General features: G+C 75.0%; 12 protein-coding genes. 7 read left to right on the top strand and 5 right to left on the bottom strand.

The window, feature by feature from the left end; all coding sequences use genetic code 11:
• Window positions 1-2,375, bottom strand: a 2,375-nt coding sequence (locus AC156L_RS24595) for a SpoIIE family protein phosphatase (protein WP_330878400.1), incomplete at its 3' end; no start/stop codon positions are given.
• A gap of 153 nt (window positions 2,376-2,528) precedes the next feature.
• Between AC156L_RS24595 and AC156L_RS24590 the strand changes: the two genes are divergently transcribed.
• From AC156L_RS24590 to AC156L_RS24575, 4 genes are all read left to right on the top strand, one after another.
• The gene (locus AC156L_RS24590) at window positions 2,529-3,836 is read left to right on the top strand and encodes a PP2C family protein-serine/threonine phosphatase (RefSeq protein WP_330878399.1); all 1,308 of its coding nucleotides are present in this window, start codon (window positions 2,529-2,531) and stop codon (window positions 3,834-3,836) included.
• Window positions 3,837-3,841: 5 nt separating this feature from the next.
• Window positions 3,842-4,888 carry a cobalamin B12-binding domain-containing protein gene (locus AC156L_RS24585; protein ID WP_330878398.1) on the top strand — a complete coding sequence of 349 codons (1,047 nt, stop codon included), beginning with the start codon at window positions 3,842-3,844 and terminating at the stop codon, window positions 4,886-4,888.
• Window positions 4,885-5,202: an STAS domain-containing protein gene (locus tag AC156L_RS24580; protein ID WP_330878397.1), complete on the top strand. Its 318-nt coding sequence runs from the start codon at window positions 4,885-4,887 to the stop codon at window positions 5,200-5,202. Before AC156L_RS24585 ends, AC156L_RS24580 begins: the two co-directional genes overlap by 4 nt.
• A gap of 294 nt (window positions 5,203-5,496) precedes the next feature.
• Entirely contained in the window at window positions 5,497-5,889 is a 393-nt protein-coding gene (locus tag AC156L_RS24575) for an STAS domain-containing protein (protein WP_330878396.1), read from the top strand.
• A 5-nt stretch (window positions 5,890-5,894) separates the two neighbouring features.
• On the opposite strand, the gene AC156L_RS24570 is transcribed toward AC156L_RS24575, so the two are convergent.
• The 3 genes from AC156L_RS24570 to AC156L_RS24560 all read right to left on the bottom strand — a co-directional run bounded on the left by AC156L_RS24570 (window position 5,895) and on the right by AC156L_RS24560 (window position 8,593).
• Window positions 5,895-7,058 carry a glycosyltransferase gene (locus AC156L_RS24570; RefSeq protein ID WP_330878395.1) on the bottom strand — a complete coding sequence of 388 codons (1,164 nt, stop codon included), beginning with the start codon at window positions 7,056-7,058 and terminating at the stop codon, window positions 5,895-5,897.
• Window positions 7,059-7,347: 289 nt separating this feature from the next.
• Window positions 7,348-7,698 (bottom strand): STAS domain-containing protein, encoded by a 351-nt coding sequence (locus tag AC156L_RS24565; RefSeq protein WP_330878394.1) that lies wholly within the window; start codon window positions 7,696-7,698, stop codon window positions 7,348-7,350.
• A gap of 112 nt (window positions 7,699-7,810) precedes the next feature.
• Entirely contained in the window at window positions 7,811-8,593 is a 783-nt protein-coding gene (locus AC156L_RS24560) for an alpha/beta fold hydrolase (RefSeq protein ID WP_330878393.1), read from the bottom strand.
• A 189-nt stretch (window positions 8,594-8,782) separates the two neighbouring features.
• On the opposite strand from AC156L_RS24560, the gene AC156L_RS24555 reads away from it, so the two are divergent.
• On the top strand, window positions 8,783-9,838 hold the full coding sequence (locus AC156L_RS24555; RefSeq protein ID WP_330878392.1) for an NAD-dependent epimerase/dehydratase family protein: 1,056 nt from the start codon (window positions 8,783-8,785) through the stop codon (window positions 9,836-9,838).
• Window positions 9,835-11,421 (top strand): phytoene desaturase family protein, encoded by a 1,587-nt coding sequence (locus tag AC156L_RS24550; protein ID WP_330878391.1) that lies wholly within the window; start codon window positions 9,835-9,837, stop codon window positions 11,419-11,421. Before AC156L_RS24555 ends, AC156L_RS24550 begins: the two co-directional genes overlap by 4 nt.
• On the opposite strand, the gene AC156L_RS24545 is transcribed toward AC156L_RS24550, so the two are convergent.
• On the bottom strand, window positions 11,412-11,855 hold the full coding sequence (locus AC156L_RS24545; RefSeq protein ID WP_330878390.1) for an SRPBCC family protein: 444 nt from the start codon (window positions 11,853-11,855) through the stop codon (window positions 11,412-11,414). The genes AC156L_RS24550 and AC156L_RS24545 overlap by 10 nt on opposite strands.
• Before the next feature lie 512 nt (window positions 11,856-12,367).
• On the opposite strand from AC156L_RS24545, the gene AC156L_RS24540 reads away from it, so the two are divergent.
• Entirely contained in the window at window positions 12,368-13,516 is a 1,149-nt protein-coding gene (locus tag AC156L_RS24540; protein WP_330878389.1) for an AI-2E family transporter, read from the top strand.
• Window positions 13,517-13,663: the final 147 nt, after the last annotated feature.

Raw genomic sequence — 13,663 nt, 5'->3', positions numbered from 1 at the left:
CGGAGGACCTGGACCTCACCACCGCTCTCGTCCACCGCCAGCCCGGCAGGCACGTCCACGGGGGCGGCGGGTGCCTGCTTGGTCGTGGCCGTCGGGGCCGCGAGCGCGAAGTCGACCGTGGTGCCGCCCGTGCCGTGCTCGAACGACGCCGTCTCGGACAGCGCCCGGATGATCCGCATCCCCCGGCCGCGGTGGCCGTTGTCGGTGGGCTCGGGGCGCCACGTGCCCCGGTCGCGGACGACGACGTGCACACCGCCGCCGCCCTCGCGGGCCACCTCGTAGTCGAAGTCCCCCGATCCCCGCGGGTAGGCGTGGTCCACGGCGTTCGCCGCGGCCTCGCCCAGCGCGAGCTGGAGGTCGTCGAGCAGGTCGGCCGACAGCCCGGCCGCGCCCGCCCACCGGCTCACCCGGCGGCGCATCGCCCCCAGCTCGGCCGGTTCGGCGGGCACGCGCTCCCGCAGCGGTTCCGGGACGTGGCGGACGACGACCAGCGCCACGTCGTCGTGGTGGCCGTCGGCCAGCAGCACGTCGGTGATGGCCCCCGCCAGGTCCTCCGGCGGCAGGTCGTGCGCGCCGGAAGCCGTGCGCAGCAGCAGGTCCAGGCCCTCGTCGACCAAGACGCCCCGCCGTTCCACGAGCCCGTCGGTGTAGAGCACGATCGACGTCCCCGGCGTCAGGAGCGCCTTCTGCTCCTCGTAGGGCTCGTGGAACGGCGCGCCCAGCACCGCGCCGCGGCCCTCGGGCAGGAACCGCGAGCCCTCCTCCGCCACGACCAGCGGCGGGGGGTGGCCCGCCGCGGCCCAGCTCAGCTCACCCGTGCCGACGTCGAAGGTCAGGCAGGCGCAGCTGCTGCCCGCCGCGCCCGCTGTCCGGCGGGCGAACGCGTCCAGGCGATCCAGCGCGGCGGCGGGGGAGTGGCCGTCCAGCAGGTACCCCGCGAGCGCGCCGCGGAGCTGCCCCATCACGGCGGCGGCCGTCGGGCCCTTGCCCACGACGTCGCCCACCGACAGCGCGACGACGTCGGCGCCGAGCGGCAGGACCTCGTACCAGTCGCCGCCGGTCTGCGCGTGCGTGGACGCGGGCAGGTACCTGGCCGACGCCGCCAGCCGCGCCAGCTCCGGCAGCTCGCGCGGCAGCAGGCTCCGCTGCAACGCCTGCGCGATCTCGTGCTCCTGCCGCAGCAGCAGGTCGCGCTCGGCCTCAGCGCGCAGGCGGGCGGTGACGTCGCGGCTGATCGCCTGGAGCCCACCGGGGGTGCTCTGCACGCTCAGCTCCACCGACAGCACAGTCCCGTCGGCGCGGCGCACGTCCCACACCTCCGTCACGACCTGCGCGGTCTGCCGGTCCGCGACGAGTTCGGCCAGCCGGTGCTCGTGCTCGGCGACGACGAGGTCGGTGACGGACGTGCCGACCAGGTCCTCGCGCCGGTGGCCGAACAGCGCGCACGCCGCCCGGTTCGCCTCCACGAACCGCAGATCCCGGTCGACCATCCAGATGGCGTCCGTGGCGCGTTCGACCAGCAGCCGGTAGCGCTGCTCGCTCTCGCGCAGCGCCAGGGCCGCGTGGGTGCGCTCGACCGACTCCCAGCAGCGGTTGACCACCACGCCCACCAGGTCGACCTCCGCCCGCGTCCACCGGCGGGGGACCTGCTGGTGGACGGCCATGGCGGCGACGAACCGGCCGGACTTGAGCAGGGGCAGGCAGATCACGGCGCGGATGCCGGTCGCGCGGTAGACCGCCAGGTCCTCCGGTTCCAGCCGGTCGTCGGCGGCGCAGTCGTCCACCACCCACGGCTCGCCCGCCCGCATCGCCCGCAGGCAGCCCGAACCGAACTGCGACATCGCGAACCGCCCGCCGAGGTGGGGCAGGCCCGCGGCGTGGTCGCCGCTCATGACGAAGTGGTCCTCGTCGGCCTCGGTCCGCGCGTACGCGCAGCGGTCCACGCCCAGGTGGGTGCCGAGCGCGCGGGTCGCCAGCTCCAAGATCGCCTCCGCGTCCTCCAGGCCCTGCAACCGGACCTCGAGGTCGGCGGTGAACGCCGCGCTCGTCCCGGCCGAGGGCCGTGCGACGACGGTGAAGGCCCCGTCGTGCGCGGTGCAGACCAGGAAGACCTCGACGGGCCCGCCCGCGGTGTCGAGCACGACGTCACCCGCCCAGACCCGGTCACGGCCCGCGGCGGCCAGCACGCGCTCGGCGGTGCCCGCCCCCGTGAGCAGGGTGTCGAGCCGCAGCGCGGTGACGTCGGCGTCGGCGGGCAGACCGAGCAGCTCCCGGCCTGCGCCGTCCAGGCGCGTGAACCGCCCGTCATCCCCGACGAACGCGACCAGTGCCCGCCCCGCCCCGTCAGCCGCTCTCGGCCCGTCAACGCCCGTCACGTGCTGTTCCACCCCGTTCCGGTCGATGTGATCAAGATGATTTCACGTCCGCCCGGGCCTCGCCGAGCAGCGGCCGAACCGCGTGGCCGCCGTTGCGGCCCTCGATCGTTCGGTAGGCTCAGGACCGCTGCCTGCTCACGGGAGGAGGGCGTCATGACCACCAGTGGGGCGAACGCGGTGCGGACCGGTTCCGCGACCGAGCACGAACTGCTGGCCGAAGCGCGGTTGCGCGTCGACCTCCTCGGCGAGGTCACCTCCGCGCTGACCGGCTCCCTCAACCTGCGGCGCACCGTGCTGCGGCTGCTCGACCTCGTCACGCCGCGCGTCGCGGACTGGGCGATGGTCGTGCTGGTCGACGAGGCCAGCGGCCTCACCCTGCACGGCGGCGCCGACCCCACCTTCGCCACGGCCATCCCCCGGGCGCTGATCGAGGGCACGGGCGTGGAGCGCGTGCTGCGCTCCGGCCAGGACGAGCTGCTGCACGTCTCGGTGGAGCTGGACAGCACCGAGGGCCTGGACACGATGATCCCGCACCCGCGGCTGCGCGACGAGGCGGTCGGCCTCCGGCCCGCCGACGTGCTCAGCCTGGCGCTCACCGCGCGGGGCAGCACCATCGGCACGCTGGTCATGATCCGCAGCGCGGGCCGGGGCTTCCCCGAGGACGACGTCGAGCTCGCGGGCCAGATCGCCAGCCAGGCCTCGATCGCGCTGGACTCGGCCCGGCTCTACGAGGAGCGCGGCCGGATCACCTCGATCCTCCAGTCCAGCCTGCGTCCACCGGACCTGCCCACCATCCCCGGTGCCCGCGTCTCCGCCCGCTTCCGGCCCGCGGCCGAGCACCTGGACATCGGCGGCGACTTCTACGACGTCCACGGCTCGGCCGACGACTGGCTGCTGGTGCTCGGCGACGTGTGCGGCAAGGGCGTCGAAGCGGCCGTGCTGACGGGCAGGGCCCGGCAGGGCATCCGCATGGCCGCCTACTTCGACCGCAGGCCGGCCGCGGTGCTCAAGGCGCTGAACAGCGTGCTGTGCGAGAACGACTCCTCCCGCTTCGTCACGGTGGTGTGCGCGCGGTTCCGCCCGGCCCCGGACGGCAGCCACGCGGAGGTCGACATCGCCGTGGCGGGCCACCCGGCCCCGATCGTCCTGCACGCCGACGGCTCGGTGGACCAGGTCGAGGTGGCGGGCATCGCCTCCGGCGTGGTGCCGGACGTCTACTACACCGAGGCGCGGATCCGCATGGAGGCCGGTGACACCATGCTGATGTTCACCGACGGCGTGGACGAGGCCAGGGGTGCGGACGGCTTCTACGGCATGGACAAGCTGCTCGGTCTGCTGCCGGACTACGCGGGCGCGGGTCCGGTGGCGCTCTGCGAAGCCGTGGAGCAGAGCGTGGTCGAACACCTGGACGGTCGCGCCCACGACGACATCGCCCTGCTAGCGGTGTCCTGCGAGGGGTGATCCGCGTGACCGGTGCGCTGTCCGGTGGCTCGGTCGAGTTCGACCGGGCGTTGTCGGCCGTCGACGGCCGTGCGGCGGCCTCGGTGGTGCGCGGCCTGCTCGACGACGGCGAGGACCCGCTCGCGGTGCTGGTCGACGTCATCGCCGCCGGTCAGCGGACGGTCGGTGAGCGGTGGCAGCGCGGCGAGTGGTCGATCGCCAAGGAGCACGCCGCCACGGCCGTCGCGGTCTCGGCCACCGAGGTCGTCGCGCGCTTCGCCGAGCGCGTCCCGATCACGCGGGGCCGGGTCGTGGTCGCGTGCGCCGAACGGGAGTGGCACGCCCTGCCCGCGCTGATCATCGGCACCGCGCTGCGCCTGCACGGCTGGAACACCGTCCTGCTCGGCGCGAGCACGTCACCGGCCCGGCTCAGCCAGTGCCTGCACGACGTGGGTCCGGACGCCACCGCCGTGAGCTGCTCGGTGCTCGGCGCGCTGCCCACGACGCGGCGGTTCATCGAGGCGAGCACCACGGCGGGCATCCCCGTCGTGGTCGGCGGTTCGGCGTTCGGCCGGGATTCCACCAGGGCGCTGGCGCTGGGGGCGACGGCGTGGGCACCGGACGCCCACGGCGCCGTGGCGCTGCTGGACGGGCTGCCCGCCGTGGTGCCCAGGGCGAAGCCGCTGCCCAGGCAGGGCGTGACCGAGCAGTCCGCGATGGAACTCGACCACCACCGCCTGGTGGAAGTCCTCAGAGGACGGTGGACGCCCGCCGCGGCGGCGACCCCGGACGCCCCGCTGGAGCGCAAGCTGTTCTCCGCGGCCTGCGGCGAGGTGCTCCACCAGGCCCTGCACTCCGTGGCGGCGACGCTGCTCACCGGCGACCCGCGCACGATCTCGGAGACGGCGGCGTGGATCGACCGCCTGCTCACGGCCAGGGGCGCCGACCCCCGGCTGGCGGGCGAACTCGGCGACGCGCTCGCCTCGACGCTGCTCGACTTCCCGACCGCGCACGACCTCGTGGTCCGCTACTGGGCCGACGGCCTTGTCCTGCAAGGGGAACACACATCGTGAACGAGTTGTCCTGGACCGTCGAACGCCACGACGAGCACGTGGTCGTCGCGCCGGTGGGGGCGGTCGCCCTCACCACGGCAGGCGAGTTCGAGGCCGTGCTGCTCACCCTGGCGGTCGAGACCGACGTGGTGCTCGACGTGAGCGGGCTGACGTTCGTCGACTCCAGCGGGCTGAGCATCTTCGTCGCGGCGTACAAGGCCGGGCTCAAGCACGGGAAGAGCGTGGTGCTCGACCCGGTCCCGCCGTTCCTGGAGCGGGTGCTGAAGGTGACGGGCCTCGGCACCCTCCTGCTCGCGCGGCACCAGGTCCGCTGATCGCGGTGCGCCCGCCGCTCGGGTGCCCGCCGCTCGGGTGACGTTCGCGCCTCACCCGTGCCGACCGTCCGCCGGGCGGGGGTCCGGCAGCCCCGCCGCGACGGGGATTCCCGCCGGTGTGGAGTGCGCGGCCCGCTGATCACCGCGCCGGACAACGGGTCCCCCGAACGCCGGGGCCCAACTGATTGCACACGGGAACGCCGGATGAGTACCTTGGGGGTGCGGCCCGTTCCGCGTCTCCAGCACCGGCCGTGCGGGTTCCGGCCTGGTCGATCGAGTCGAGGAGTGCACGCGGTGGGGGAGTACCGGTCGCCGGAGGAGCAGATCACCATCGACTTCACGATGCACGGCGAGATCTCGGTCGTCTGCGTGGCGGGCGAGGTCGACACGACGACGTGCGAGTCGATCAGGGAAACCCTCAGAACGCTGCTGGAGCACCGGCCGTCCGCGCTGGTGCTGGACCTGACCGACATCGACTTCTTCGGCTCCAGCGGCATCGCGACCCTGGTCGAGACTCTGGAGAGGACGGCCCGCACGGGGGTCGGCTTCGCGGTGGCCTCCGACCGCAGCTGCGTCCTGCGGCCGCTCCGGGTGACGATGGTCGACTCCGTCGTCGACGTCTACCCCGACACCGCCGCGGCCCTGCGGGCGCTGGAGACGTCGGCGACCGTCCGCTCCGCGGGCTGACGCGGTCACCTCGTGTCGGTCCTGGCTCCTCGCCGGTTCGACCCGGCGGTCATCGCCTTGCGGTAGGCGGCCACGGTGTGCCCGATGACCGCGGTCCAGGAGTAGCCCGCCCGAGCCCGGTCCGCTCCCGCGACGGCGTAGACGTCACGCCGGATCCGGTCGGCGAGCAGGTCGCGCAGCGCGCGCCCGAGCACGGTCGGCGCTCGCGGGGGCACCAGCAGGCCGGTCGTCCGGTCCACCACGAGGTCCCGCAGCGCACCCACGGAGGACGCGACCACCGGGACGCCGCACGCCATGGCCCTCAGCGCCGGGGTGCCGAGGGGGTCGTGGGACGGCACGCGCACCACCACGTCCGCCGAGCGCAGCAGCGCGGGCAGTTCCGCGCGGCCCACCGGGCCGGTGAAGCGCACGCGGTCGCCGACGCCGAGTTCCCGCGCGTGCCTCAGCAGCCTGGCCACCTCGGGGCCGTCGCGCGGCACGGCGTGCCGGATCCTGCCGGTGATCAGGAGTTCGGCGTCCGGGACGCGGGGGAGCGCGCCGATGGTGGTGTAGAAGCCGCTGTGCGGCTCGACGTCGCCGAGGCCGAGCAGCCGGAGCGCGGGGCCCCTCGCCCAGGCGGGGCCGTCCGGGGTGAAGTGGTCGACGTCCACGCCGGTCGTCGCGAGCGACACCCGCTCGCGCGGGACGCCGAGGAACGCCAGAGCGGTCCGCTCCTCGTCGTTGGTGGCGATGACGTGGTCGGCCGCCAGGCCGACGAGGCGTTCGATCTCCACCAGCCCGCGCACGCCCGCCGACGGGCGCTGCCGGGTGGCGCGCAGACCGTGGAACGACTGCACCACGGGGATGTCCAGCGCCCGCACGGCCAACCCGGAGGTCCACGAGTGCAGGTGCGCGACGTCCGGGCGCTGCCTGCTCCAGTGCTTGTCGAGGTTGGCCGCGAACTCGTCGAGGTGCGGGAGCAGTTCCGCCTCGGTCAACCGTGCCGCGGGACCCGCGGGCACGCGGACCAGCCGAGGGGGCATCCGCCGGAGCGGGCCCGCCGAATCGCGGCGGGTGTAGAGGGTGACGTGGTGGCCGCCGCGCGTCAGACCCTGCGACAGCTCGGAGATGTGGGTGCGGCGCTCGTCGGTGTCGACCTCCCAGGAGGCCGCCACCATCGCGATCCGCATGTGCCCACCACCGGTCTCTCGTCGCGGCCGGTCGAGCCGTTCGGGTCCGCACCCGTTGCCCGGCCGGTGGAACGCTCGTGAGCGCCGTGCCCGTGATGGACGTTATCCGGTCGGAACTGGCCCGACAAGGTGGTTCGCGGCGACTGTCCGTCCACAGTGGAATCGGATGGCGCGCCCCGGCGAGGTCGCCCGCACGGTTGCGGTCCGGGCGGTGCGCCCGCGAGCACCGCCGCCCCCGGACCGGTGGGCCGCGGGAGACGCGGGTGGCTGGGGCGGGCGGCCGTGCCGGTCAGCCCGTCGCGGCGAGCGCCTCGTCCAGCGTCGCGTGCAGCGGCAGCAGGCGGTCCATCGCCGTGGCCTCCAGGGACCTGCGGACGCTCCGGCTGGCCACCACGTGGACAGGCTTGTCCCCGCTCTGCTTGCCGTACTCACGGGCGTGGGCCAGCGCGGCGATGCCCGACGACGCGAAGAACGTCACCTCGGACAGGTCGAGCACGAGCTTTCTGGCCCCGCCGTCCAGGGCTTCCACGAACTGCTTGCGCAGCGAGTCGCTGTTGGACATGTCGATTTCGCCTGCGACCCGCAGGACGGTCGTGCCGTCGGCCGAGATCGTTCGAGCCGCGTCGTTGGAGAACGTCATCCACCAATTCTGACCTGCTCGGAGCGCTCCGGCCAGCCTGGGAAAATCATGTCCGCCAGATGTTTAGAGCGGCTGATCGGCGGAAACCCCTCTCGATTGTGGAGCGGTGCGCTCAGCACGCCGCGGCGAGGAGCTGGGCCGGGTTCCACTCCCGCAGCCGCTGGTCGAGCGCGGTGTAGACGTCGGGGTCGAAGCCCATGCCGGTGTGCGTGCTCCGCACCTCCACGCAGTCCGCGTGCGGGTCCTGGCTGCACCGCCACGGCACGATGCCGTCCGACCGCGAGTAGACCGACAGGGCGGGCACCCGCAGCGGTGCGCCCAGGGCCGCGAAGTTCTCGCTGAAGCAGTCGCCCGCCAGGCAGTCGCCGTCCATCAGGCCGGGGATCCCCAGCGCGGACAGCCGCGTGAGCAGCCGGGCGATGGCGACGACGTCCCGCTGCGCGTCGAGCGGCTCCACGACCGGGCTGCCCAGCATCACCAGGCCGCGCACCAGGTCGGGCCTGCGGACGGCGGCCAAGCGCGCGACCATGCCGCCCCGGCTCTGGCCCAGCAGCACCACGGGTCCACCGGTCGCGGCGACGTGCCGTTCCAGCGCCCGCTCCACCCGGTCGACCAGGTCCGTGGTGCACCCGACGGTGAACCCGAGGCGGGCGCCCGCGGGCCGGTACCCGCGCGCCGTCAGCCACGCGCTCGTCAGGGCCAGCGACCGGTCGTGCGCGCCGAAACCCGGCACGAGCAGCACCCCGAGCCCCTGCCCCTGCTCCGGGTCGACGTCGGTCCACGCCCGGTGGCGCAGCAGGCGCGGGATGCCCAGCACGGCGGCGAGGACGTGTTCGCGGGTCGCCACCCTGATCGTCTCGACCGCCCGCTCGCCGACCAGTTGTGCGATCCGCATCGGGTGCTCCGTTCGTCGTTCGGTGTCCGAGGTGACTACCCCGCGCGTGGAATCGCGACACCTGTTCGTCCCGAGGGCGTGGTGCACGTGTCAACGCCGTCCGACCGGGTAACCCCCGGACTCCGCCTACCCCGGAGGCCAGCCCGTGACGATCGCCGCTCCCCACGACCGCCCCGCTCGGCGGCGCGCATGACCGTGGTGGTGACGGGGGCGAGCGGGAGCATCGGCACGGCCCTGCTGGAGCGGCTCGGCGGTGACGTGGTCGGCGTGGCGCGCCGGGTGCCGGACGAGACCGCGCCGCCGTACGCGCGGGCCCGCTGGGTGCGCTGCGACCTGGCCGCCCCGACCGCCGACGCGCTGCTGCGCGAGGTGTTCGCCGGGGCTCGGGCCGTGGTGCACCTCGCGTGGGCGGTGCAGCCCGACCGCCACGACCGGCCGATGCGCGACACCAACCTCGACGGCACCGCACGGGTGCTGCGCGCGGTCGCCGACGCGGGCGTGCCGCAGGTCGTGTGCGCGTCGTCGGTCGCCGCGTACGCGCCGGGCCCGCGCACCCGCCGGGTCGGCGAGGCCTGGCCGGTGACGGGCGTGCCGGGCAGCGCCTACAGCGCGCAGAAGGCCGCCCTGGAGTCGGTGCTCGACGCGTTCACGGCGGAGCACCCGACGATCGCCGTCGCCAGGATCCGACCGTGCGGCGTGCTCCAGCCCGCCTCGGCGGCGCAGTTGCGGCGGTGGACGCTCGGCCCGCTGCTCCCCGCCCGCCTGCTCGGACGGCGCCTGCTGCCCGTCCCGCTCTGGCACGGCCTGCGGGCGCAGGCCGTGCACGCCGACGACGTCGCGGCGGCGATCACCGCCCTGCTGGACCGCGGCCTGGCCGGGGCGTTCAACCTGGCCGCCGAGCCCGTCCTCGACGCCCGTGACCTGGCGCGGATCCTCGGCGGTGGTCTGCTGCCGGTGCCGCTCCCGGTGCTGCGGGCGCTGACGTGGGCGGCGTGGCGCACCGGGCTCGTCCCCCTGCACCCCGGCTGGCTGCGCCTGGCCGACCAGGCCCCGGTCGTCGACACCGCCCGAGCCGCTGAGCTGCTGGGATGGCGGCCCGAGCACGACACCCGTGCTGTGCTGCGGCAGTTCGTCGCCGCCCTCGCCCACGACGGCTCGGCCCCCAGCGCACCGCTCCGCGGCGGCGCGGGCAGGCTGGGCCCGCTCGAACCGACACACCAGAGCCAAGGCCGGGAGGCGCGGTGAACGACTACGACGCGGTCGTCGTGGGAGCGGGGCCCAACGGTCTCGTGGCGGCGAACCTGCTGGCCGACGAGGGCTGGAGCGTCCTCGTCCTGGAGGCCGCCGACACCCCCGGCGGGGCGGTCCGGACGGCGGAGATCACCGCGGCCGGGTTCCGCAACGACCTGTTCAGCGCCTTCTACCCGCTCGGGGTCGCCTCGCCGGTGCTGAACGGCCTCGGCCTGACCGACCACGGCCTGACCTGGGTGCACGCACCCGAGGTGCTGGCCCACGTGTTCCCCGACGGCCGCTCCGCGCTGCTGTCGCGCGACCCCCGGCGGACCGCCGAGTCGGTCGGCTCGTTCGACGAGCGCGACGCCTCGGCGTGGCTGGCGGAGTTCGAGGCGTGGCGGCGCGTCCGCGACGACCTCCTCGGGGCGCTGCTGCGGCCGTTCCCGCCGGTCCGCTCGGGCACCCGGCTGCTGCGCGAGCTGGGGGCGTCCGACGCGCTGCGGTTCGCGCGGATGGCGGCCCAGCCCGTGCGCGCGTTCGGCGACGAGCGGTTCCACGGCGACGGCGCGAAGCTCCTGCTCGCGGGCAACGCGCTGCACACCGACCTCGGTCCGGACCAGGCCGGGGGCGCGGTGTTCGGCTGGCTGCTCGCGATGCTCGGCCAGGACGTCGGCTTCCCCGTGCCCCAGGGGGGTGCGGGCGAGCTGTCCGCCGCGCTCGTGCGCAGGCTCGAATCCCGCGGCGGGCGGGTGGAGTGCGGCAGGCCCGTGCGGCAGGTCGTCGTGGCGGACGGGAAGGCGCTCGGCGTGCGCACCGCGGACGGCGAAGCGGTGCGGGCCCGGCGCGCGGTGCTCGCCGACGTGTCCGCTCCCGCCCTCTACCTGGGCCTGGTCGGCCCCGACCACCTCCCCGCGCGGCTGCTGGCCGACCTGGACCGGTTCGAGTGGGACGACGCCACGATCAAGGTCGACTGGGCGCTGTCCGGCCCCGTCCCGTGGCTCTCCGAGGACGCCAGGCGCGCGGGGACGGTCCACCTCGGCGCCGACCTGGACGGCCTCGCCGACTTCGCCAACGACCTCGCGTGCGGCAGGCTGCCGCGCAACCCGTTCCTGCTGCTCGGCCAGATGACCACCACCGACCCGACCCGGTCGCCCGCGGGCACCGAGTCGCTGTGGGCCTACACCCACGTGCCGCGCGGCGAACCGTGGTCGGCCGACCGGCTGCGGCGGCGCGCGGACCGCGTGGAGCAGGTGCTGGAGAAGCACGCGCCGGGGTTCCGCGACCTGGTGATCTCCCGGTCGGTGAGCGGTCCCGGCGAGCTGGAGGCGCGTGACCGCAACGTGGACGGCGGCGCGATCAACGCGGGCACGGCGGGCCTCCACCAGCAGCTGGTGTTCCGGCCGACACCGGGACTGTCCCGAGCGGACACCCCGGTCGACCGGCTCTACCTGGCCAGCGCGTCCGCCCACCCCGGTGGCGGCGTGCACGGCGCGTGCGGTGCGAACGCGGCCCGCGCGGCGCTCGCCCGGCACGGCCACGGGGGCGGCGCGTACCGGGCGGTGGTGGGAGCGGCCCTGCGCGCGGTCTACCGCTGATCGCCGCGCACGACCAGGTCGGCCAGGCGCTTGAGGGTCTCCCGGTTGCGAGGGGCGAGGAGGACGGTCTGCACCGCCTCCGGCAGCAGCGAGCCGGGGCCGGTCGCGGCCTTCTCCGTCATGGTGACCCGCGTGCCGCCGCTCGCCGAGGGCACCAGGTCGAACCGGATCAGCGCGGTGCCCATCGGCCACGCCTTGGCGTGCAGCTCCAGCGACCGGCCCGGCTCGACGGACCGCACGACGGTCTGGTCCTCCAGCTGGAACGGCCACGCGCCCACGCTGTGGTGGATGCGCGTGCCGACCTCCGGCCAGCCGTGGTCCACGTCGCGGATGTGCGTGGCGCCGACCACCCAGCCCGCATAGGACCAGCCGTCGGCGAGAGCGGCGAACACCTGGTCGGGCGGTCGCGGGATGTCGAGGTCCACCTTGGTCATACCCGTGGTTACCCGGTGGGGCGGTTCGGAATCCTCGACGCCCGACGGGTCGTCCTCGACCCCGCCGAGATCGTGCCGGAGGAGCTGGCCGGGACTTCGACGCCGAGCCGTGCGGAGCGGTCGCCGCCCGACTCGGGCTCCCGCGCCCGACGGCGGGCCCGCGCTCGTCGTGCCGTCGTCCGCGCTCTCCCCGGTGCCCCTCGTGCCGGGACCGGTCGCCGGCCGCGCGGCCCCGCTCCGACGCCCGGCCGACGCCGCCGACCGGCGCGCTCCGCCCGTTCGGCCCCGTCGGCGTGCACCAGCACCGCCTCCGGCGCGGGCAGGGCCGTCCCGACCAACGGCGGGTGCTCGGCGCGTGGGGCGTCGGCGACCGCCTCCGTCGCCCTGAGCCGATCGTCGAGCCGCGCACCCGGTGTTCGGGCGACAGGCCCGCTCGGGTCACCCGCCCGCACCGGTTCTGGCAGGCTGCACCCGAGCGGCGTGCGCGCGTCGCCGGGCGAGGGGCGAGCAACGTGGGCGCAGGAGACCGTCGCTGGACCGACCGCGGCGAGGCCATCGGGCACGGACTGATGTGGTCGGCGCGCTGGAGCACGAGGCTGGCGCTGATCGCGGTCGGCGTCGTCCTGCTGTGGCTGCTCATCGGCAGGATCTGGGTCGTGGTCATGCCGGTCCTGCTGGGCCTGCTCATCACCACCGTCCTCTGGCCGCCCGCCAGGTGGCTGCGCTCGCGCGGCACGCCCCCGGCGCTGGCCGCGTCGATCGTGCTGCTCGTCGGACTGGCCGTCCTCGGCGGTGTCCTGACGCTGATCTCCGTCTCGATCGCCTCCGGCGTCCCGGACATCGCGAGCAGCGCGTCCGACGCCATCCAGCAGGCGCGCGACTGGCTGGCGGGCCCCCCGTTCAACCTCGCCGACAGCAAGCTCGACCAGCTCCTGCAACAGGGCACCGACCAGTTGCAGGCCAGCGTCGGCTCGATCGCGAACGGCCTGATCACCGGCGTCGGGACCGTCACGTCCGGCGTCGTCACCGGCATCCTCGCGCTCCTGCTGGCGTTCCTGTTCGTCAAGGACGGCCCGAGGTTCCTGCCGTGGCTGCGCGGCGTGGTGGGCGACCGCGCGGGCGGTCACCTGACCGTCGTGCTGGACCGCGTCTGGACCACGCTGGGCGACTTCATCCGCACCCAGGCGATCGTGAGCTTCGTCGACGCCGTCCTCATCGGCATCGGGATGGTCGTCCTCGGCGTGCCGCTGGCCATCCCCCTGGCGGCGCTGACGTTCCTGGGCGGCTTCGTCCCGATCGTCGGCGCGTTCATCGCGGGCGCGCTGGCCGTCCTGGTCGCGCTCGTCAGCAACGGCGTCACGGCCGCGGTGATCCTGCTGGTGATCGTCGTGGTGGTGCAGCAGCTTGAGGGCAACGTCCTGCAACCGATCCTCCAGTCCCGCAGCCTCCGCCTGCACGCCGCCGTCGTGCTGCTGGCCGTGACCGCGGGCAGCAGCCTGTACGGCATCGCGGGCGCGTTCCTGGCCGTGCCGGTCGCCGCGACCGTCGCCGTCGTCCTGCGCTACCTGAGCGAGGTCATCGACCGGGGCAGCGCGGTGGAGACCGCCGGGGCCGACGAGCCCCACCTGCCGGGCATGGACGTCCCGGAGAACGACCGGTAGCCGCTGCGCGAGGCGGTCGAGCGCGTCGTCGAGCACCGCCAGGGCCCCGGCGGGGTCGTGGTGGCCCGCGAGGGTGTGCGCGGTGAGGCCGTCGGTCAGCGCCAGGAGCCCGCTCGCCTCCCGCTCGGCGTCGTCCACCGGCAGGGT

The sequence above is a fragment of the Umezawaea sp. genome, assembly GCF_057122925.1.
Note: the sequence above shows the minus strand (reverse complement) of the source record. Positions and strands in the feature narration are given on the sequence as shown.